This is a genomic window from Paenalcaligenes sp. Me52 (genome assembly GCF_050487965.1).
In the GTDB taxonomy this organism is placed as follows: Bacteria; Pseudomonadota; Gammaproteobacteria; order Burkholderiales; family Burkholderiaceae_B; genus Paenalcaligenes.
The window spans coordinates 1,653,714-1,675,001 of record NZ_JBKQFO010000001.1 but is presented as its reverse complement, the minus strand read 5'-3'; the positions used below and the strand labels follow the sequence as shown (position 1 = coordinate 1,675,001).

The 21,288-nt window shown below is 48.7% G+C and carries 21 protein-coding genes; 17 read left to right on the top strand and 4 right to left on the bottom strand.

The annotated features are described in order from the left end of the window. The first annotated feature begins 10 nt into the window (after nt 1–10). Nucleotides 11–910 (top strand): dihydrodipicolinate synthase family protein, encoded by a 900-nt coding sequence (locus ACLO87_RS07905; RefSeq protein WP_430223300.1) that lies wholly within the window; start codon nt 11–13, stop codon nt 908–910. 13 nt (nt 911–923) lie between these two features. Here ACLO87_RS07905 and ACLO87_RS07900 read toward each other — a convergent pair whose 3' ends face one another. From ACLO87_RS07900 to ACLO87_RS07890, 3 genes are all read right to left on the bottom strand, one after another. Further along, nucleotides 924–1,712, bottom strand: a complete 789-nt coding sequence (locus ACLO87_RS07900; protein ID WP_135861599.1) for an ABC transporter ATP-binding protein — start codon at nt 1,710–1,712, stop codon at nt 924–926. A gap of 6 nt (nt 1,713–1,718) precedes the next feature. Continuing rightward, complete coding sequence (locus ACLO87_RS07895; RefSeq protein ID WP_430223739.1) at nt 1,719–3,359, bottom strand: ABC transporter permease; 1,641 nt, start codon at nt 3,357–3,359, stop codon at nt 1,719–1,721. Nucleotides 3,360–3,438: 79 nt separating this feature from the next. Continuing rightward, nucleotides 3,439–4,476 (bottom strand): Fe(3+) ABC transporter substrate-binding protein, encoded by a 1,038-nt coding sequence (locus ACLO87_RS07890; protein ID WP_430223299.1) that lies wholly within the window; start codon nt 4,474–4,476, stop codon nt 3,439–3,441. A 342-nt stretch (nt 4,477–4,818) separates the two neighbouring features. Here ACLO87_RS07890 and ACLO87_RS07885 point away from each other — a divergent pair, with 342 nt between their 5' ends. The 14 genes from ACLO87_RS07885 to ACLO87_RS07820 all read left to right on the top strand — a co-directional run bounded on the left by ACLO87_RS07885 (nt 4,819) and on the right by ACLO87_RS07820 (nt 18,744). Next, nucleotides 4,819–5,595, top strand: coding sequence for a ferredoxin--NADP reductase (locus ACLO87_RS07885; protein WP_135861601.1), 777 nt, complete (start codon nt 4,819–4,821; stop codon nt 5,593–5,595). Nucleotides 5,596–5,682: 87 nt separating this feature from the next. Next, nucleotides 5,683–6,069, top strand: coding sequence for a Rid family detoxifying hydrolase (locus ACLO87_RS07880; RefSeq protein WP_135861602.1), 387 nt, complete (start codon nt 5,683–5,685; stop codon nt 6,067–6,069). A gap of 5 nt (nt 6,070–6,074) precedes the next feature. Then, nucleotides 6,075–8,153 carry an ATP-dependent DNA helicase RecG gene (gene recG / locus ACLO87_RS07875; RefSeq protein ID WP_135861603.1) on the top strand — a complete coding sequence of 693 codons (2,079 nt, stop codon included), beginning with the start codon at nt 6,075–6,077 and terminating at the stop codon, nt 8,151–8,153. 35 nt (nt 8,154–8,188) lie between these two features. After that, on the top strand, nt 8,189–9,154 hold the full coding sequence (locus tag ACLO87_RS07870; RefSeq protein WP_135861604.1) for a LysR substrate-binding domain-containing protein: 966 nt from the start codon (nt 8,189–8,191) through the stop codon (nt 9,152–9,154). Between the two features lie 62 nt (nt 9,155–9,216). Continuing rightward, nucleotides 9,217–9,810, top strand: coding sequence for a Dps family protein (locus ACLO87_RS07865; protein WP_135861605.1), 594 nt, complete (start codon nt 9,217–9,219; stop codon nt 9,808–9,810). Between the two features lie 104 nt (nt 9,811–9,914). Further along, on the top strand, nt 9,915–11,039 hold the full coding sequence (locus ACLO87_RS07860; RefSeq protein WP_430223297.1) for a high-affinity branched-chain amino acid ABC transporter substrate-binding protein: 1,125 nt from the start codon (nt 9,915–9,917) through the stop codon (nt 11,037–11,039). A 131-nt stretch (nt 11,040–11,170) separates the two neighbouring features. Further along, nucleotides 11,171–12,007, top strand: a complete 837-nt coding sequence (proC, locus tag ACLO87_RS07855; protein ID WP_430223296.1) for a pyrroline-5-carboxylate reductase — start codon at nt 11,171–11,173, stop codon at nt 12,005–12,007. 68 nt (nt 12,008–12,075) lie between these two features. Further along, nucleotides 12,076–12,564: a VUT family protein gene (locus ACLO87_RS07850; protein ID WP_430223738.1), complete on the top strand. Its 489-nt coding sequence runs from the start codon at nt 12,076–12,078 to the stop codon at nt 12,562–12,564. Nucleotides 12,565–12,725: 161 nt separating this feature from the next. Beyond that, on the top strand, nt 12,726–13,841 hold the full coding sequence (locus ACLO87_RS07845; RefSeq protein WP_430223295.1) for a high-affinity branched-chain amino acid ABC transporter substrate-binding protein: 1,116 nt from the start codon (nt 12,726–12,728) through the stop codon (nt 13,839–13,841). Nucleotides 13,842–13,947: 106 nt separating this feature from the next. Then, nucleotides 13,948–14,874 (top strand): high-affinity branched-chain amino acid ABC transporter permease LivH, encoded by a 927-nt coding sequence (gene livH, locus ACLO87_RS07840; protein ID WP_135861610.1) that lies wholly within the window; start codon nt 13,948–13,950, stop codon nt 14,872–14,874. Beyond that, the gene (locus ACLO87_RS07835) at nt 14,874–16,100 is read left to right on the top strand and encodes a high-affinity branched-chain amino acid ABC transporter permease LivM (RefSeq protein ID WP_430223294.1); all 1,227 of its coding nucleotides are present in this window, start codon (nt 14,874–14,876) and stop codon (nt 16,098–16,100) included. The genes livH and ACLO87_RS07835 overlap by 1 nt, the downstream gene beginning before the upstream one ends. Continuing rightward, nucleotides 16,097–16,870 (top strand): high-affinity branched-chain amino acid ABC transporter ATP-binding protein LivG, encoded by a 774-nt coding sequence (gene livG / locus ACLO87_RS07830; protein WP_135861612.1) that lies wholly within the window; start codon nt 16,097–16,099, stop codon nt 16,868–16,870. The genes ACLO87_RS07835 and livG overlap by 4 nt, the downstream gene beginning before the upstream one ends. Before the next feature lies 1 nt (nt 16,871). Continuing rightward, nucleotides 16,872–17,573 carry an ABC transporter ATP-binding protein gene (locus tag ACLO87_RS07825; RefSeq protein WP_430223293.1) on the top strand — a complete coding sequence of 234 codons (702 nt, stop codon included), beginning with the start codon at nt 16,872–16,874 and terminating at the stop codon, nt 17,571–17,573. A gap of 112 nt (nt 17,574–17,685) precedes the next feature. Further along, complete coding sequence (locus ACLO87_RS07820) at nt 17,686–18,744, top strand: tyrosine-type recombinase/integrase (RefSeq protein WP_430223292.1); 1,059 nt, start codon at nt 17,686–17,688, stop codon at nt 18,742–18,744. Nucleotide 18,745: 1 nt separating this feature from the next. Here the strand turns inward: ACLO87_RS07820 and ACLO87_RS07815 are convergent, their stop codons facing one another. Further along, on the bottom strand, nt 18,746–19,354 hold the full coding sequence (locus ACLO87_RS07815; protein WP_135861615.1) for a glutathione S-transferase family protein: 609 nt from the start codon (nt 19,352–19,354) through the stop codon (nt 18,746–18,748). 164 nt (nt 19,355–19,518) lie between these two features. Between ACLO87_RS07815 and ACLO87_RS07810 the strand changes: the two genes are divergently transcribed. Both ACLO87_RS07810 and ACLO87_RS07805 read left to right on the top strand, forming a co-directional pair. Then, a complete protein-coding gene (locus ACLO87_RS07810) occupies nt 19,519–20,487 on the top strand; it encodes a D-2-hydroxyacid dehydrogenase (RefSeq protein ID WP_430223291.1) in 969 nt (322 codons plus the stop codon). A 13-nt stretch (nt 20,488–20,500) separates the two neighbouring features. After that, nucleotides 20,501–21,274, top strand: a complete 774-nt coding sequence (locus ACLO87_RS07805) for an SDR family oxidoreductase (RefSeq protein WP_430223290.1) — start codon at nt 20,501–20,503, stop codon at nt 21,272–21,274. Nucleotides 21,275–21,288: the final 14 nt, after the last annotated feature.

Here is a 21,288-nt window from a genome sequence, read left to right as displayed (position 1 = left end):
AGTGGGATCTATGTTTTCTGGGCTGGTTTCATTTCCCTTAACCCCGTTGCTCAATGATAGTGCCATTGATGTTCATACCTTTGAGCGCCTGATTCAGCGTCAAGTGCAGGCTCAGGTGAATATGATTACGGTGTTGGGTTCTACAGGAAGTTACGCCTACCTGAACCGAGAGGAGCGGGCAATGGTTGTGACGCTAGCTGTGGCTCAAGCTTCTTCTGTGCCTGTTATGGCGGGTATTGGTTCGGTACGCACTCGTGATGTGTTGAAGCTTGCGGAAGATGCTCAGCGTGCTGGAGCAAAAGCCGTGTTGATGGCTCCAGTGTCGTATCAGAAGCTGCAGCCTGATGAAGTGTATGGCTTGTTTGAAATGGTCACGCGTGAGTTGTCGGTACCATTGTGTGTGTACGATAACCCGGCCACCACACAGTTCCATTTCAGTGATGAGTTGCTGGTGGCATTAGCAGCATTGCCGCACGTGGCATCCATCAAAATCCCCGCTCTGACTGGTAGTTTGGATGAGGCTACAGCACGAGTGAGTGCGCTGAAGGCGCGTTTGCCTGCACAGTGCAGTTTGGGTGTGAGTGGTGACCATGCGGCAAGTTTGGGGCTGCAAGCGGGCTGTGATGGCTGGTATTCAGTATTAGGTGGTTTGCTGCCGCAATTGTGCATGCGTTTGCTAGCAGAAGCTAAGCAGCCTAACGCTGACGGCGAGTCATTATCTGCTGCGATGCAACCATTGTGGGCATTATTTAAGCAGCACGGTAGTGTGCGTGTGGTGGCGGCTGTTGCAGAGTTGCTCGGCCTAGTGCAAACACCGTGCCTACCACTACCGTTGCATAGCTTGCAAGGCGAAGAGCGTGCCAAAGTGGCCGCATGGTTAGCATCGCTACCAGAAGGCTGTGCTTGCTGATAGCGGTTGCTACTTAGTCGTCCGAAGGGCTGCCACGCAAAAACGCTTGCGCGCGTTGGTGTAGCAGTGCTTCGCGGCGAATAAATTCCGACACGAAGTTATTGGCAGGGTTGTGATGCAGGTTGTAGGCAGTATCCCATTGGGCAATGCGGCCTTCGTGCATGACACCGATGCGATCAGCAATCGCAAACGCTTCGGCTTGGTTGTGCGTGACTAGTAAGGCCGTTAAGCCAGCAGTTTTTAGAATATCGCGTACTTCAAAGGCTAAGCGTTCACGCGTATCTATATCTAGATTGGAAAAAGGTTCGTCCAGCAACAGTAAAGCAGGCTCAGGAGCCAGTGCGCGTGCTAAGGCTACTCGCTGTTGTTGGCCACCTGAAAGCTCGTGAGGGTAACGTTTAGCATGACCTGCCAAATCCACCAGTTCTAGCATTTCCTCTACGCGTTGGCGTCGGTAGGCTTTTTCAGATTTACGTAGGCCAAAGGCGATGTTCTGGGCGACAGTTAGATGAGGGAATAGGGCGTAATCCTGAAACATCATGCCCACATTACGGTTCTCAGGCAGTACTACATGCTCAGGTGTAGATAGGGTGACGGAGCCCAACTGTATGCTGCCAGCTTGCAAGGGTTCAAAGCCAGCAATGCTACGCAAAACTGTGGTTTTACCACAGCCAGAAGAACCCAATAAGCAGCCAATATGGCCCTGATTTAGCGACAGGCTTAAATCGTCTACTACTGTTTTTCTACCCTCGGGTGCGGGGTAACTAATGGACAGGTGTTCTAAACGCAGAAAAGCAGTCATGTTGATTTAATGATTTTTGAATTGGGTGCGTGCAAGCAAAATGACGGGCAGCAAACCTGCTACCACAATGGCTAGTGCTGCAATCGCACCTTCTTCATAAGTGCCGCGAGCCGCTTCGGCATAAAGCCAGGTAGCCAGCGTGTCAAAATTCATGGGGCGCAGCAATAGGGTGGCAGGCAGCTCTTTCATGGCATCCACAAATACCAGCAACGCAGCTGCGCCTATGGCAGGGCGTAATAATGGTAGATGTACACGTCGCAATGTGCCGCTTGCGCTTTCACCTAGCAGTCTAGACGCTTGTTCTAGTGAGGGAGGAATACGCGATAAGCCGGCTTGCAAACTGCCCGATGAAATCGCTAAAAACCGTATGCTGTACGCAATAATAAGAGCACCCATGGAACCCATCAGAATGAGTTGCTGCGGTGCGCCCCATAACTGGCCAATACGATTCAGCAAGCCATCTACAAAGACCAAGGGGCCAAGTAAACCGATGGCTAGTACAGTACCTGGGATGGCATAACCAATAGAAGCTATGCCCGCGAGCATATTAGGCAATGCACGACTGCCATGCTGATGATGATTGCCGCGAGCGGACCACGCTAAGATTAGCCCTGCGACTAAAGTGACGATGGTTGCAATCAGCGCTAAGCTCAAGGTGTTCCAAGCACTGCTCAGCAACTGAGCAGACACAGTGCCATTCAAATTCAAATATTTAACGCTGGCATTGATCAGATATAACGCTGGTGCTACAAAGCCAATCACAATAGGAGCCCAACCTAAAGCACACGCAATCAGTGCTGGCACGCCTTTAAGGGCTTGGGGGCGTACAGGGTGTGAGCGTTGATTGCTGCTATAACGTTGATGACGGCGGCCTAAGCGTTCAATCCAAATTAGGCTTACCACCATAACCAACATCGTCAGGGCAATTTGTGCTGCACCTGCCAAGTTAGAGCGTGTGACCCACGTGGAGTAAATGGAAACCGTCAGCGTTTGTATGCCTAGGAATTCAGATGCGCCTATGTCGTTTAAGGTTTCTAGCAGCGTTAGGCTCAAGCCTACTGCAATAGCCGGTCTGGCCATAGGTAGGGCAACGCGGAAAAATACCGATCTACGGCTTTCGCCCAAAATACGAGCGGCTTCAATCAAGCTAGCGGCTTGGGTGGCAAACATGGCGCGGGTGCTCAAATACACATAAGGGTAGAGCACAAAGCCTAGCAAGAAGATGGCACCGGGCAAAGACCGCAAATCGGGCAGACGGAATTGTCTGGGGCTGGTATAGCCAAGAATATCGCGGATAACGCCTTGAACAGGGCCTATAGGATGTAGCAAGTCCAGATACGCAAAGGCCACTATATAGGTGGGAACGGCTAAAGGCAGCAATAGTGCCCACGACACAATACGCCGTCCGGGGAATTCATAGGCGGTAATCAGCCATGCAGCCCCTACACCTAAGCAACCAGCTAGCACGGCCACGCCGGCTAACAGCAATACAGTATTCAGAAACGCGCCAGGCAACACATAGTCAATCAGGTGTACCCAGTGATCAACGGCACCAAAGGATTCCCAGAACAGCATGCCTACGGGGGCCAGCACAATCAGGGCGATCACAAAGGAAACCAGCAGCCAGCCGTTCTTTTGGAAAAACACACGAATAGGGGAGCGAGACGCGACAACAGGCCATTGCCCTGCAGCAATGGCCTGTTGTGTGTGCTTGCGGTTTGTCGTTTTAGTTGTTGAATCCAACTTTATCTACCAGTTCACTTGCCTCTTTACGGTGCTTAGCGATTTCGGTCAGTGGCAGAGGATCAATCACCAACTCACCAAAACTGGCGACTACTGGATCAAGTTCTACACCCGCTTTAACTGGGTATTCGTAATTCGCTTTCGCATACAGGCTTTGTGCGGAATCAGACACCAAGTATTCCAACAATTTGACAGCGTTATCTTTGTTAGGAGCATGCTTGGCTACTGCTGCGCCAGAGATATTAACATGAGTACCATTGCTGTCAGAGTTTGCAAAGGTAGGACGAATTACCTTGATGGCTTCACCCCATGCGTAGTCGTCTGTGCCAGGAGCGGCGTTTTTCATGCGGCCTACATAGTACGCGTTGGCAATACCTACATCGCAAATGCCGCCCAAGATATCGCGGGCAACGTCACGGTCACCGCCAGCTGCTTTACGTGCTAGGTTGTCTTTCACGCCTTTCAGCCATGCTTCAGTAGCTTCCAAACCATCGTGCGCAATTTTGGCAGCAATCAGAGCTGTGTTGTAAGGGTGTTGGCCAGAGCGGATGCACACCTTGCCTTTAAACTCTGGGTTAGCAAAGTCTTCATAGGTTAGGGTGGTGATTTCTTCCATGTCTTTGGCTACATAAGCCACGCGATCACGCAAAGACAACGTAAACCATTGGTTATCTGTACCACGCAGGTTGGCAGGAATAGCGGTTTGCAATGTGGAGGATTCCACAGGCTGAGTCACGCCAGCTTCTACCAGATCCAGCAAGTTGCCGATATCAACAGTCATCAGCAAATCAGCAGGGGATTTGTCGCCTTCCGTGCGTACACGCTCAATCAATCCGTCCTTCACAAAAACCGTGTTCACCTTGATATTGCTTTCATTGGTGAAGGCTTCAAGGATGGGCAGTATTAACTGCGGTTCACGAGTGGTGTAAAGATTAACCTCTTCGGCTGCATAGGCGTTGAATGCCATGGTGCCAAAAACTAGACCTGCCAAAATAGAAAGACGATTACGTGCAAAACGCATAGTGAAGCTCCTACTAGTTAGGAATTTTCATCAGAATGACAATCATTATTGATAGCCGCGAGAGCGACCATAGCAGACTACGACAAGCCTAACAATAGTGCAGTGAAAGAGGGTTACAGATTTGACGAAAACTTGATGGGCCGGACATATTTTGAAGGACAAATGTCATCATCTTGATACAGATCAGGGGGGGATAAGCTTATTTCTGTGATGATAAGTAAACCCAGTTTTGCATAAGGATATCAGGATTTACACTATAAAACGCGCTAAACTGGTGCGGTAAATCTCTTTTTCCTGTCCTGCTGAGGCTGGCAGATTCCTTACATACTCTGAAACTGATACATGGCTGCTTTTAATACTGAAAAAGTCCTGAGCGTGCATCACTGGAATGACACGCTTTTTTCATTCACTACAACGCGCGATCAGGCTCTACGTTTTACCAACGGACACTTTGTCATGATTGGTTTGGAAGTAGAAGGTAAGCCACTGATGCGTGCTTACAGTATCGCTAGCGCGAACTACGAAGAAAACCTCGAGTTTCTGAGCATTAAAGTGCAAGATGGTCCGTTGACCTCTAAGTTGCAGCACTTGCAAGTGGGCGATTCTATTCTGGTCAGCCGCAAACCGGTGGGTACACTGGTGGTAGATGACTTGCGTGATGGGCGCAACTTGTATTTGCTGGGTACAGGCACAGGTTTGGCTCCGTTTATGAGCATTATCAAAGACCCAGAAACATACGAGCGTTTCGAAAAAGTGATCTTGGTACATGGTGTGCGTTTCGTCAGTGAGTTGGCGTACGCTGACTTCATTGAAAATGAACTGCCAAATAACGAGTTCTTCGGTGACATCGTGCGTGAAAAACTGTTGTACTACCCAACCGTAACTCGTGAAGCTTACCGTAACGAAGGCCGTATTACATCGGTGATCGAATCCGGCAAGATCTTTGCTGATTTGGGTATAGATGCTTTGGATCCCGAGAAAGATCGTGTCATGTTGTGCGGTAGTCCAGCCATGCTGGAAGACCTGAGCAGTATGTTGGATGCTCGTGGTTTCAAAGTTTCTCCAGGAGTGGGTCAACCTGGCGATTACGTGATTGAACGTGCGTTTGTAGAGAAATAACAGACTACGTTTGTGCGCAAAGGGCTTGTGTAGCCTTTTGCGGCACGATTAGAATGGTGCGGTTTTCAGCATTTATATAACGTACCCATGATTAAAGATATTATCCAGACAAGTGCAGCTCCTGCAGCTGTAGGCCCTTATTCTCAAGCCGTAGCGGTACAAGGTAGCAAGACAGTCTATCTGTCTGGCCAAATTGGTCTGAGCCCAACGACTGGTGACTTGGTTTCTGACAACTTCGAAGCGCAAGCACGTCAGTGTTTTGCCAATATGGAAGCTGTGATTACAGAAGCGGGCGGTACGCTGGAAAATATTGCAAAACTGACGCTATACCTGACAGACCTGAGCAAGTTCGCGACGGTGAACGCTATTATGGCTGATGTGATTCCTCAGCCATTTCCTGCGCGTTCTACACTGGGCGTGGCAAGTTTGCCTAAAGGTGCTCAGGTTGAAGTAGAGGCCATTCTGGTTCTCTAATCGCTATGGCATCTGCATCATCCTCACGGCCCAGCAAGGGCCGCGCAGATGCCGCGGCAACTACTCTGGCACGAAAATTCAGCCAATTAGGCTTGGAAACTGATGCCGATTTCGTGGTGCATTTACCCTTACGCTACGAAGACGAAACCGCTGTTCACGCCATTGCGGATGCCCGATCGGGCTTATCTCAGCAATTCGAAGGTGAGGTGGTTGAGCAAATCATTACTCAACGCCCGCGCAAGCAACTGCAAGTGATTTTGCAGGATGAGAGCGGCAGAATTACGCTGCGTTGGCTGCATTTCTATCCCTCACAACTCAAACAATTGGCAGAAGGCCAGCGCGTGCGTGTGCGTGGCGAGGTGCGCCGTGGTTTTCATGGTTTAGAGCTAGTACACCCTAAGGTTACGAAGCCAGATCAGGGATTGTCGGATACGTTAACACCGGTGTATCCGGCGAGTGACGGATTGCGTCAACAGCAAATACTGAATCGTATTAACCAAGCCTTAGAGCGCTTGCCTTTAAAAGATACGTTGCCAGAAGCCCTGCGTGAACAGTTTGAGTTACCTGATTTTGCGCAGTCCTTACGCTTGCTTCATCATCCTCCTAGAGATGTAGATGCTTATGCGTTGATGCAGAAAACGCATCCTGCGTGGCAGCGTATTAAATTTGATGAACTGTTGGCTCAGCAGTTGAGTTTGGCGGCAGCAAGAGCGGCACGACGCAAACAGAAATCATGGCCATTGAAAAAGAAAAAGGGCCAGTTAGAGCAACGTCTGCGTGAGCGTTTGGGTTTTAGCTTAACCAATGCTCAAGAGCGTGTAGTAGCTGAAATTGCTGAAGACCTGACCTTGTCACACCCTATGCATCGTCTATTACAGGGGGATGTGGGGAGCGGTAAAACTGTGGTGGCGGCTATGGCGGCAGCACAGGCCATAGAAAGTGGTTACCAAGTCGCCCTGATGGCACCAACTGAATTATTGGCCGAGCAGCATTACCAGAAAATGCAGCAGTGGTTTGACCCTTTGGGTATTGCGGTGGGGTGGTTAAGTGGTAGCCAGACAGCGAAGCAACGAGCACCTGTTTTAGAGGGCGTGCAGAACGGTAATTGTGCGCTGGTTGTGGGCACACAAGCCTTAATTCAAGAAGGTGTAGAGTTCCACAAACTGGGGCTGGTGATCTTGGATGAGCAGCACAGATTTGGTGTGGGACAACGATTAAGCCTAAGCCGTAAGGGTGAGCAAGGCGAAAAGCAGGCTCGTACTATTCCTCATCAACTGAATATGAGTGCCACGCCTATCCCCCGTACTTTGGCGATGAGTTTTCTTGCTGATCTAGATGTATCAGTGATTGATGAACTACCGGCAGGGCGTACACCCGTCATCACGAAATTGTTGTCTGAGCATAGACGCGAAGAGGTGATCGCCCATATTTATGCGCAAATCCAAGAAGGTAGGCAGGTGTATTGGGTGTGTCCTCTGGTAGAGGAAAGTGAAGCCCTACAATTGCAAACCGCTGTAGATACATATCAGCATTTGGCTGAGCAATTGCCTGGCGTCAAAGTAGGCTTGTTGCATGGCAAATTGCCTACGCAAGAAAAGGCCCACATTATGGAAGCATTTCGGGCGGGTGAAGTGCAGGTGTTGGTGGCTACTACAGTGATTGAGGTAGGGGTGGATGTGCCTAACGCCAACTTGATGGTGATTGAGCACGCTGAGCGCTTTGGGTTAGCGCAATTACACCAGTTGCGCGGTCGAGTAGGGCGCGGATCGCACCAGGCTGTATGTGTACTGTTGTACCAACAACCATTGTCAGCCATTGCGCGTGAGCGCTTAAAGGCAATGTACGAAACCACAGATGGTTTTGAGATTGCACGTCGCGACTTGTCACTGCGAGGTCCAGGCGAGTTTTTGGGCGTACGGCAATCTGGGCAGGCATTATTGCGTTTTGCCAGTTTGGATAGTGATGAGTATATGATTGAGAAAGCACAAGAATGTGCTGTCTTGTTGCGAGAACACTATCCGGAGCATGCCCATGCGCATGTGCAGCGCTGGCTCAAAGGACGTGAAGAATTTTTGCGTACCTGATATAACTGTCAGGACACGCTATCTAAGGGCTGAACATGACACTGACTGAGTTGAAATACATTGTGGCGGTTGCGCGAGAACGTCACTTTGGCCGGGCCGCAGAAGCTTGTTTTGTAAGCCAGCCTACCTTATCGGTAGCTATTAAAAAGCTGGAAGAAGAGCTGGGTATCGTGATCTTCGAGCGTGGCGGTCCTGAAATAGGTATCACCCCCATAGGGCTGCGTATTATTGAACAGGCGCAGCGCGTATTGGAAGAGGGTGCTAAGGTGCAAGAAATTGCGCGCCAAGGTAATGATCCGTTAGCAGGGCCATTACGCGTGGGTATTATCTATACGGTAGCACCATATCTACTGCCTAAACTGGTGCCTGAACAAATACGCCAAACTCCGCAAATGCCACTGTTGCTGCAAGAAAATTTCACCGTGAAATTAATTGAGTTGCTTAAACAAGGTGAAGTGGATTGCGCTATTGTGGCCTTACCCATTCCTGACACAGGTTTCATGGTGCGTGATCTGTACGATGAACCTTTTGTGGTGGCAGTGCCCAGCATGCATGCTTGGGCAGATAAAGAAGCGATTGACCCTGAGGCTTTAAAATCAGAAACCATGTTGCTTTTAGGAGCGGGGCATTGCTTTAGGGATCAGGTGTTAGGTGTATGTCCAGAGTTATCACGTTTTTCAGCCAGTAGTGAAGGCATACAGCGCACTTTTGAAGGCTCATCGTTAGAGACTATCCGTCATATGGTGGCTACAGGTATAGGTGTAACGGTTATGCCATCTAGCGCGCTCGCTGCTCCCGGTCAAGAAGGTGCTTTGCTGCGCTATATTCCTTTTACTAAACCGGCACCCGATAGACGCATAGCTTTAATTTGGCGTAAAAGTTTTCCCCGTATTGAAGCCATTAATGCATTAACCAAAGCCATCATGAATTGCGGCTTGGAAAATGTTAATTTTTTGTTAGATAAAAGCGTTATTTACAGTAATCTTGATGGATTACAGTAAACTGTTTGACTTGAAATACAAGGTTCGTAGGTTTTATTTAGTCCAACCTCAAGGAGCGATGTATGGCTAAAGCGGTAAAAGCTGTGAAAAAAGTGGCAAGCAAAAAAGTTGCAACCAAAAAGGCTGCACCTAAAACGGTAGCCCCAAAAGCAGTAGCACCAAAAACAGTCAAGGCAGCACCAGGTATTCTGGCTGTAAACATCGGTATTAGTGATGCTGACCGTGCCCGTATTGCCGAAGAGCTATCTAAGGTATTGGCTGATTCCTACACGGTGTACCTGATGACGCACAATTTCCATTGGAACGTCACTGGTCCTATGTTCAATACCTTGCATGACATGTTCATGGGGCAATACACCGAAACATGGCAAGCTCTGGACGCTATTGCTGAACGTATGCGCGCATTGGGGCACTATGCTCCAGGTACCTACGCTCAGTTTGCAGCGTTGAGCTCTATCCAAGAACCTAAAGGCGTGCCAGATGCACAGCAAATGATTGCTATGCTATTGTCTGCCAATGAGGCGTTGTCTCGCACAGCAAGACAAGCATTTGATTGTGCCGATGCCGCAGACGATCAGCCTACTGCTGACTTGTTAACGCAGCGTTTGGATGTACACGAGAAAAATGCGTGGATGCTGCGTAGCCTCTTACAATAAGTACTATGAGGTAAGGGCTTGATGAGCTATCAAGCTCTTATAGTGGGTGACTGCCTGCGCCGGGTAGGGTAGGCAGTCATGTCATTTATCAGGAGATCACATTTATGAAAATCCGTTTTACCCCTGTTGCCAGTGCTCTGGCCTTGGCTACTGGCATGATGATGGCTACAGCCGCTCATGCGGATAACATCAAAATTGCCGTAGCAGGTCCAACCACAGGTCCCGTAACACAGTATGGCGATATGGTTCGTGAAGGGGTGTATACCGCTATCGAACAAATCAATGCTAGTGGTGGCGTATTGGGTAAGCAGCTGGAACTGGTAGTCATCGATGATGGCTGTGAACCTAAACAAGGTCCAGTTGTAGCGAACCGTGTGATCAATGATGGTATTAACTACGTTGTTGGCCACGTATGTTCCGGTGCAACCATTGCTGCTACCGACATCTACAACAGCGAAGGTATCGTGATGGTGAGCCCATCCGCTACAGCTCCTGCTGTAACTGATGGCAAAGGCTACGACAGCATTTTCCGTACTATTGGCCGTGATGACCAGCAAGGTCCTGCTGCTGCCGCATTTATCGCCGCTAACATCAAGCCAACTAAAGTGGCTGTGCTGCACGACAAACAATCCTACGGCCAAGGTATTGCAACAGCCGTTCGTGACGGTTTGAAAGATGCTGGCTACGAAATCGTGATGTTTGAAGGTATTAATGCCGGCGACACCGATTACTCGGCTGTGATCACTAAACTGAAATCTACTGGTGCTGATTTTATTTACTACGGTGGTTACCACCCAGAAATGGGCTTGTTGTTGCGTCAAGGCGCAGAGCAAGGTCTGAAAGTTACTATGATGGGCCCTGAAGGTTCTGGTAACCCAGACATCAACGCTATCGCTGGTGAGGCAGTTGAAGGCATGCTGCTGACATTGCCAGCTGACTTTACGCAAGATGCAGAAAACGCTGAAATCGTTAAAGCCTTCCAAGCTAAAGGCCGTGACGCAGCAGGCGCATTCCAGATGACATCTTACGCAGCAACTAAAGCCATTGCTGATGGTATCGCTGGTGCTGGTGTAGACGATCCAGTCAAAGTGGCTGAGTACTTGCACGCTAACGAAGTGAAAACACCTATTGGTGTGATCTCTTGGAACGAGCAAGGCGATTTGAATGAGTTCAAATTTGACGTGTACGTATGGCACAAAGATGGTTCCAAAACACTGTACGGTAAATAATTAACGTATAGATGGTTCCAAAAGAGGGCGGCGATAAGCCGCCTTCTTTTATGTGGGCAAGGGCTCTGCTACAGTGTTGAATGCGCATCTTGGAGCGCAGTAATAAGAAAGAAATTCTAGGAGTTAAATAGATGGTGAACGAGGCTTACCAAATGACGCTGGCATTTATCGGTGGGGGCAACATGGCTTCCGCTTTGTCGGCAGGTTTAATCGGTAAACGATGTGCTGCATCGGATGTGCTGGTAGTAGAACCCCATGCAGAATTGCGTGATAAATGGGCAGAGCAAGGCGTATTGACGCAACCTCATGCACAAGAGCAACTGCGCCACCATCGTGTGTGGGTGTTTGCCGTGAAGCCTCAGGTAATGAAAGAGGTAGTGCAACAGTGCAAGCCTTTCTTGCAAGCTGATACATTGATCATCAGTGTGGCGGCTGGCATTGCTGCTACTGATATTGCTCGCTGGTTGGGTGACGATTCACCTTACGACCGTGTGATTCGTTGCATGCCTAATACGCCAGCTTTCATCGGTTGTGGTGCCACCGGCTTGTTAGCATTGCCAGCAGTGCCTGAGCGCGATAAAAACATCGCTAATCAGCTGCTGGGTACGGTAGGCGAAGTGGTATGGGTAGATAGCGATGACCAGTTAGATGCCGTAACAGCATTGTCTGGTAGTGGCCCTGCATACGTGTTCTTGTTCTTAGAGGCGTTGATTGCTGGCGGTACAGAGTTGGGGTTGTCGCCAGAACAAGCAAGAAAACTTGCTTTGGCAACCTTGAACGGCGCTACTCAGTTGGCTGGACTGTCACCGGAAACACCAGAAACTCTGCGTAAACGAGTGACCTCTCAGGGTGGTACAACAGCAGCAGCATTGGACGTACTGTTTGCTGAGAATTTTGAGAAAACGGTGAAAACGGCAATGGCTGCGGCCAAACGCCGAGCAGCTGAGTTGTCTGTGGAATTTGCATGAAAGCAGTAGGTGAAACGGGCCGCCTTGAGGCGGTCCGACCTATACATTATGGTGTGGCCATCGTTGCGATGATTATCATCGTTGTGGCCTCTAATGTATTGGTGCAGTACCCCATTAACCCATGGCTGACATGGGGGGCGCTCACATACCCAGTCTCCTTCTTAGTGTCTGACCTACTGAATAGGCGGTTTGGGCCGCTCACAGCGCGTAAAGTGGCGCTGTGGGGGTTTATTGCAGCCTTGATCGTGTCGGCATGGCTGGCAACTCCCCGTATTGCCATTGCTTCAGGTTTGGCATTTCTCATTGCCCAACTCGCTGACATACATGTGTTTGATAGATTGCGTGATGGTAAATGGTGGCAAGCACCTTTTATAGGTGGTATTGCAGGTGCAGCAGTTGATACCTTTGTTTTCTTTTGCATTGCATTTGTGGGCACTGATATGCCATGGCACACATTAATGCTTGGCGATTTCGCCATTAAGATTCTATTGAACACCTTTATGCTTGCACCCTTCAGGGCATTAATGTGGAATCTTGCTAGACCAAAGGATAAGTAAAAAAACAGTAAATTCACTCCTTCGCTAGGGCTTATACGTAGTGACACCTCATGGTTGGCTGTAGAAAATACATGAACTTTGTTCACTTTGTTTCTACAAATCATGTCCGTAGCAATTAAGCGTATTTTCTGAAAGCAGCGGCTTCATAGGGGGTGGTAGCAATGAAATTAACAGCTTTAGGGTTGAGTCTAGCAATAGCAATGGGTGCTGGATGGGGTGTGGCTTACGCCGCTGATGACACCATCAAAATTGGTATTGTGCAGCCCATGACCGGGCCTTCTACGCAGTATGGCGATCAAATTCAAGCAGGGGCACTAACAGCCATTGATGCGATCAATGCCAAAGGTGGTGTGAACAACCGCCAATTAGAAGCTGTACTGATTGATGATGCTTGCGAACCTAAGCAGGCCGTTGCTTCCGCTAACCGAGTGATGACAGCCGGCGCAAACTTTGCGGTAGCACACGCTTGCTCTGGCACTGCTGTGCCAGCCGTGAATATTTACGAACAAGAGGGTATTGTGGCCATCACGCCGGGGGCTACATCGCCTGCCGTGACTGACACCATCAAGCCGCATTATTTCTTCCGTACCATTGGCAGAGATGATCAGCAGGGGCCATTTGCAGCTGCCTACATCTTGGAGCAAATCAAACCAGCTAGTATTGCCATTCTGCATGACAAACAGACATATGGTTCGGGTGTGGCTAACCAGGTGCGTGATGCACTGACAAAAGGCGGTGCCAATATTATTTTCTACGAGGGTATTAACGTAGGCGACACGGACTACTCTGCTGTGATCACTAAACTGCGCAGCATGAACCCAGACTTGATCTATTTTGGCGGCTATCACGCTGAATTAGGGCTATTACTGCGTCAAGCGCGTGAACAGGGCGTTACTACGCAGTTTATGGGGCCTGAGGGCGTAGCAAACCAAGATTTAGTGGCTATCGCAGGTGACGCAGTAGAGGGTTTGCTGGTAACCTTGCCGGCTGACTTCGCCAAGATGGACAGCAATAAGCAGGTCATGGAAGAGTTTAAAACCTATGGACGTAGTCCTGACGGCGCCTTTACTTTCCCGGCCTACGCTGCTGTGCAGATCATTGCGGATACCTTAACAGCAGTGGGTGATGATGCCGCTAAAGGCGCAGATCACATGCATGGGAACAACTTCGAAACCGCCATTGGCAATGTTGCTTATGACGATAAAGGTGATCTCAAACATTTTGAGTTTTCAGTTTACAAATGGGACAAAGAGAAAGGTTTCTCTGAGGTCAATTAAACGTTAATTAGGTCTGGCGTCATGAAATTTACTGACGCCAGACAGAATAAGCATCTAGCTACGGGTTACAATCCCTGCCAAAGCTTTATTCGGAATCCCAAATTCAATGTCTGATTTATTACCACAATTAATTCAGCAGCTGTTTAACGGGCTGTCGCTGGGTGCTATTTACGCGTTGATTGCCATTGGCTATACCATGGTTTACGGCATCATTGGAATGATCAACTTTGCGCATGGCGAGATCTATATGATCGGTGCTTATGCAGGGTTGGTGACGTTATCTATTATCGGAATGAACTCTGGCTTACCAGTACTTTTGATCGTGCTGATCATGATCCTGGTTGCTGTGGCCATTACAGCCGCTTATGGCTTTGCCGTAGAAAAAGTGGCCTACGCGCCATTACGGGGTAGTCCTCGTTTAGTCCCGTTGATTTCTGCAATTGGTATGTCCATTTTCTTGCAGAACTGGGTAGCGTTGGGCCAAGGTGCACGCGATATGGCGGTGCCTGCGCTGGTAACGGGTGCTGTGCAGATCCCTATGGGGGACGATTTCACAGTAACTGCGGCGTATTCGCGTATTTTGATCATCGTGGTGACGGTGGTCTTGATGGTTGCGCTGAGCTTCTACATCAAATATTCCCGCATGGGCCGTGCTTCGCGAGCTTGTTCTCAAGATTTACGTATGGCAAATCTGCTGGGTATTGATACCAATAAGGTGATCTCTTTCACGTTTGTGATTGGTGCCATGCTTGCCGCTGTAGGTGGGGTCTTGATCGCATTGGCCATCGGTAAATTGAATCCTTATATCGGGTTCATCGCCGGTATCAAGGCTTTTACCGCTGCTGTGCTGGGTGGTATTGGCAGCATTCCTGGCGCTATGCTGGGTGGCGTTCTGCTAGGGCTAGCAGAGACCTTTGCCGCTGCTTATATCTCATCGCAGTACAAGGACATCGTAGCGTTCAGCTTGCTAGTGCTGATTCTACTGTTCCGTCCTACGGGCCTGCTTGGTAAACCAGAAGTGGAAAAAGTTTAATGGCAAGTCGAATTAAACAAGCATTATTCGCCGCATTTATTGCAGGCGTGATTGTCGCCCCAGTCTTTGGTTTTCAGATTCTACGCTCAGGGATGAACACCACAGTTCAACCCGAGTGGCCATTGATTTTTTATGGCATGGCGGCTGTTTTCATTGTGCAACTGCTGCGCCCTGCATTGGCGGGAAAGCTCTCTAAAGGTGGGGTGTCGTTCAAAATCCCAGTAATGGGGGACCGCACACGACAAGTATTGATTGGTGCCTTAATCATTCTGGCCGTAGTATGGCCTTTCTTTTCCGGACGCTCGCAGATTGATATTGCGACCTTAGTGCTGATTTATGTGATGTTGGCATTGGGGTTGAATATTGTGGTGGGCTACGCTGGTCTGCTGGATTTAGGCTTTGTGGGCTTTTACGCTGTGGGTGCTTATACCTACGCATTGATGTACCACTGGCTAGGCCTAGGCTTCTGGTGGGCGCTGCCATTTTCTGGTGTGATGGCCGGTATCTTTGGTTATTTGCTGGGCTTCCCCGTTTTGCGTTTGCGCGGAGACTACCTAGCTATCGTGACCTTAGGTTTTGGTGAGATCATTCGCTTGCTGTTAATCAACCTGTACGACTTTACAGGTGGTCCTGATGGTATTTCCGGTATTCCCAAACCTACCGTATTTGGTTACCCCATGGTGCGCCGTGCGCCAGAAGGTGAGACTAGCTTCCACGAGCTGATGGGCTGGGCCTTTAATAACCAAGACATGACCACGTATTTGTATATTTTGGCGTTGGTGTTGGCGTTGATTACCTTCTTCGTCTCTAACCGTCTGCTACGTATGCCTATTGGTCGTGCTTGGGAGGCGCTGCGCGAAGATGAAATCGCGTGCCGTTCATTGGGCCTGAATCCTACCGGTATCAAGCTGTCTGCCTTTACTATTGGTGCAACCTTTGCTGGTTTCGGCGGCGCGTTCTTTGCTGCACGACAAGGGATTGTTAACCCTGAGTCCTTTACCTTTATTGAGTCCGCGTTAATCCTAGCGATTGTTGTGCTGGGGGGTATGGGTTCACAGATAGGGGTGATCCTGGCGGCAATATTGTTAACCGTATTGCCTGAGTTTGCCCGTCAGTTTGCAGAATATAGAATGCTGGTTTTTGGTTTGGTAATGGTGTTGATGATGATTTGGCGTCCACAAGGATTGTTGCCTGCTAAACGTCCACATGTGGAGCTAAAACCATGACACAAGCTAAGAAGATATTAGAAGTAGACGGCTTGCGCATGCGTTTTGGCGGTCTGTTGGCCGTAGACGGTGTGAAGTTCGACTTAGAGCCTCAAGAAGTATTCGCTATTATTGGGCCTAATGGCGCAGGTAAAACCACTGTTTTTAACTGTATCAGTGGGTTCTATAAGCCTAGCGAAGGCAATATCCGCCTAGACGGTGAATCCATTCAAGGGTTGCCTAGTCACATGGTGGCGCGCAAAGGTATTGTGCGTACTTTCCAAAACGTACGTTTGTTTAAAAACCTAACGGTATTGGAAAACTTGATGGTGGCGCAGCACACCCGTATTTATACAGGCTTGTTGGGTGGTTTACTCAAGCTGCCTAAACATAGGCATTCTGAGGAGAAAGCCCTTGAGCGTGCGGCGCATTGGTTAGATTACTTAGATCTGCGCGAGTTTGCGAACCGCGAAGCAGGTAACTTAGCCTATGGTTTGCAACGACGTTTAGAGATCGCGCGTTGCATGATCACAGATCCACGTATTTTGTTGTTGGATGAGCCCGCTGCAGGCCTTAACCCGCAAGAAAAGCGTGATCTGCAAGTGCTGATCAACGATTTACGTAGTAAGTACAATGTGGCTGTGCTGTTAATCGAGCATGATATGAGCCTAGTAATGGGTATTTCAGATCGTGTGATGGTAATGGAGTACGGTAGACCTATTGCGTCAGGCTTACCTACAGAAGTGCAGAGTGATCCGCGCGTGATTAAAGCGTATCTGGGAGAAGAATAGCGTGCTTAAGCTTGAGAATGTCAGTACATATTACGGTGCTATTCAGGCTCTGGATGAGGTAACACTGGAAGTTAATAAGGGCGAAATTGTTACGCTAATCGGTGCGAACGGTGCTGGTAAAACCACGATGCTAATGACAGTATGTGGTTCGCCATGTGCTAAAAGCGGTCGTATTAGCTTTGAAGGGGATGACATCACCAACTTGCCTACGCATGACATTATGCAGCGAGGCATTGCGATTTCCCCTGAGGGGCGTCGAGTATTTCCCGATTTAACGGTATCTGAAAACCTAAAAATGGGCGGTTTCTTTCTAAGTAAGAGCCAAATCGCAGAAGGGGAGGAGCACGTATACGAACTGTTCCCTAGATTACGTGAACGAGCCTCTCAGCGTGCAGGAACGATGTCTGGCGGTGAGCAGCAGATGCTTGCCATTGGACGCGCATTGATGAGTAAACCTAGACTGCTGTTGCTGGATGAACCTACTTTGGGGTTGGCACCGCTGATCATTGCGCAGATATTCGATATTATTCGCACAATCAGAGAAGAGGGCGTGACGGTGTTTCTGGTTGAACAGAATGCGAATAAGGCGCTACAAGTGGCAGATCGAGGTTACGTAATCGAAACAGGTAAAGTGGTTATGCAAGATACAGGCGCTAATCTTTTAGCGAATCCTGATGTGCGTAAAGCTTATCTAGGCGCGTAAGCGAAAAGAAGACAAAGATAGCCGGTTAAATACCGGCTTCTTTAGGTATAATTAATGCAACTAACGGAAGATATAAGTTTCACTTAAACAAAGAGTTAACAGTAGGTGAGAAGTGGCTGAATCTAAAACTTTACGTCACAAAGAAGCCATCAACCTTTTTGAGCGTTGGATGGATAGTCAGCATCCGCCTTTCAGGTTATCCAGTAAACGGATTTACCAAGTATTATGGCGGCGTTTTCTAGATTGGCTGCCCACACAACGGCTGAATATTAATACGGTTAATGAAACCCATATCAGCAACTTCTTAAGTAGTTTAGAAGATACCAATAGACAGCAGCGAGAGCGCTATCAATTAGTGATTTTACGTGCTTATGAAGCATTGCAAGCTCAAATCCCAGAACTAATTAATCCTACAGCATCACAGCAACTACAAGATATGCATGCTACGTCCTGGCGTGACTCTAGCAGCAATCAAAGTAAGCAATTCCTAACCCCTGAGCAATGCGATGAAATGGTAGAGATGTTAGAGGCGGAACAGAAGCGTTTAGCGCTGGAACATCATAGTCTGACTGCTGCCGCGCTTTGGAAAGCGCATAGAAATGCAGCAGTTGTAGCACTGCTATTAGGATGCGGGCTGAAAGCCTTAGAAGTACTGTCTCTACGTATAGATGCCGTGCACCCGAACGAAGATGGTGAGTATTGCCTAGATACTGGCTGCTTTATTAGTTTTTCATTGCAAGAGCAATTGGCGTTAAACCGTAGTAACCCCGAAGACTCTACTATTCATTCCTATATACAAGACTACGGTGGCAAACATAGAGTATTAGCTCTACCAGAATGGGCAGTAGAAATTGTGTTGAACTGGAAGCAGCGTTTAGAGCATGCTGTGGGCCACCAACTGCTTTTCCCGTCCAATAGAGTGCCATCTGAGTTTAGAGCCAAAGAAACCATGAACCCAGCTACATTGGCCAGGATTGTTTCAGGATGGGGAAATGAGCATGGGTTTGCGGGACTAACTGCGCAGAAGCTACGTAATAGCTATGGCGGAATGCTGCTAGAAGAGGGGGCAAGTTTGTCAGACTTAGATAGCCGTATGGGCTTTGTAGCGGCGGCTGCCGGAAGTTCCAGGCTAGCCGCCGAATGGCGTCACTTCAAAAGCTATAACTGTTAAATTACGCCAAACCTTCCGCTTTCAGCGCGGCTTGAACACCAGCATCAGCTTCCATGTTTTTGAAGAAACGTTGCAGGTTAGGCAAGTCGCTCAAATCAATCTTCTGAATAGGTGCCCAACGCATGACCACATACAGGTATGGGTCAGCGATAGAGCGTGTGCCGGTCAGCCAGTCTTTACCTTCTAACTGTTTATCCAGCAACTCAAAGTAGCCACGCAAACGCTTAGCTGTGTTCTCTTTGACTTCTTTCTGGGCTTCTTCATTTTGTGTATAGCCCTGAATACCAAACATCACGCCAAAGTTTTTGTGTACGTCAGAATTCAAGAAAGCCAATGAACGACGAGTCTCAGCACGCTGTTGTGGTGTGGTTCCTAGCAAGTTTTGTTCTGGAGCACTTTCCGCCAAGTATTCCAAAATGGCCATACTTTGTGTCAGCAACATATCGCCATCTACAAACGCAGGCACAGAGCCCAATGGGTTTAGGGCCAGAAAAGCTGGTTCTTTAAGTTCTTTGCGACTAACGGCTTGAGCTTGGTAGGGTTTACCAATCCACTCCAGCACAATATGTGATACCAAAGCACAAGAACCAGCCATGTAATACAGTTTCATAAGAGCCCCTTCACGGAAAAAGACAAAAAACCTAGATGTTTATAGCATGCAATAACCCCGTTTTTCACACAGGGAACTGCAGTGTCACACATTACTACGGTAGACTAGATGACTATGATACGCGTACTCATACGCGTCATGTTTGATCCTACTATGAGTGTCATATGTTAAATCAGCCTCTACGCATTGTTTTTCTCGATAGCGAGACACTAGGCCCGCATACGCAATTGCAGGCATTTTCTTTCCCGCATGAATTGGTTTGCTACGAAAAAAGCACCGAAGCACAAGCCATAGAGCGCTGTAAAACAGCCGATATCATTATTAGCAATAAAGCGCCGGTCAGTCCAGCGGTGATAGAGGCCGCTACTTCATTGAAATTGGTGGCCATAGCCGCGACCGGCTATAACAACGTGGCTCTGGATACCTGTAAGAATCGCAACATCGTCGTGTGCAATGTGCGTAATTACGCAGAACATACAGTGCCAGAACATACGTTAGCCCTGATTTTCGCACTACGACGCAGTTTGCTTGCCTATCACCAATCCGTTGCTCGTGGGCGCTGGCAAGAATCACAGCAGTTTTGCTATTTTGACTACCCCATACGTGACTTAGCTGGTAGCACACTGGGTATTATTGGCTCAGGAGCGTTGGGGCAGTCAGTCGCGAAGTTGGCGCAAGGGCTAGGGATGACAGTGCAGTTTGCTGCTCGCAAAGGCAGTAATGATGTCAGCGATGGCAAAGTATCGTTTGAACACATGCTGCGTACCTCGGACATCATCAGTTTGCATTGCCCGTTAACGCCCGAAACCGCCAATTTGCTTACTGCCAAAGAATTTGCCATGATGGATAAGCGTCCTTTGGTGATTAATACCGCTAGAGGCGGGCTAATTTGTGAAGAAGATTTGGCTATTGCCTTACGTAGTGGGCAAATCAGTGGTGCTGGCATAGATGTGACCACGCCTGAACCGCCGCGCGATGATAATGTGCTCTTTAGCTTGATGGATTTACCTAACTTTATCTTCACACCACACGTCGCGTGGGCAAGCCAAGAAGCGGTTCAAGCCTTAGCCGATCAGTTGGTGGGCAATATAGAAGCTTTTATCGCTGGTACGCCACGTAACGTGGTGATGTGAGCTAGGTAGTAGCATGCAAACTATAGAGTCATTTATTCCTTCGTTTGATCTGCATGGTCAAACGGCGTTGATTACAGGATCCGCTCAAGGCTTAGGCTGGGCGATTGCCGCAGCGTATGCAGGTTTAGGTGCGCATGTAATCTTAAATGGTAGAAGCTTGGCGCCACTACAGGCCGCCCAAAAACGCTTGCACGATGCTGGTTATCAGGCATCTATATGGTGCCAAGACATTTCTGATCTCAATACACTAGAAGCTTCCTATGCAACCCTAAGCGTACAGCCAGATATTTTGGTGAACACGGTAGGTGGTCGTTTGCGCCGCCCATTTAGTGAATTGAGCGCGCTCGAAATTGCGCAACACATACAAGATAATCTGACGGCTACGGTGGTGTTATCTAAGCTTGCGGCAATGGGAATGGCAGCTAAAGGCTATGGTCGTATCATCACCTTTAGTTCTATCGCCGGCCGCATAGCCAGAGCAGGGGATGCGGTGTATCCTGTTGCTAAACAGGGCTTAGAAGCACTGGTGCGCTCCTTAGCGGTTGAATTTGGTTCTCAGGGCATTACCAGTAATGGGATTGCGCCAGGCACCTTTGCTACTGAATCCAATCAAGCATTGGCTAGCGATCCTATTAAAGGCGCACATGTGATTGGCAGGAATCCGTTGGCGAGATGGGCTCAGCCAGCTGAAATTACACCTGCTGCCGTATTTTTAGCATCAAAATCTGCCAGTTACGTCAACGGCCATATCGTGGTGGTTGATGGTGGTTTTTCTATTACTTTTTAAACAAGGATGGGCAT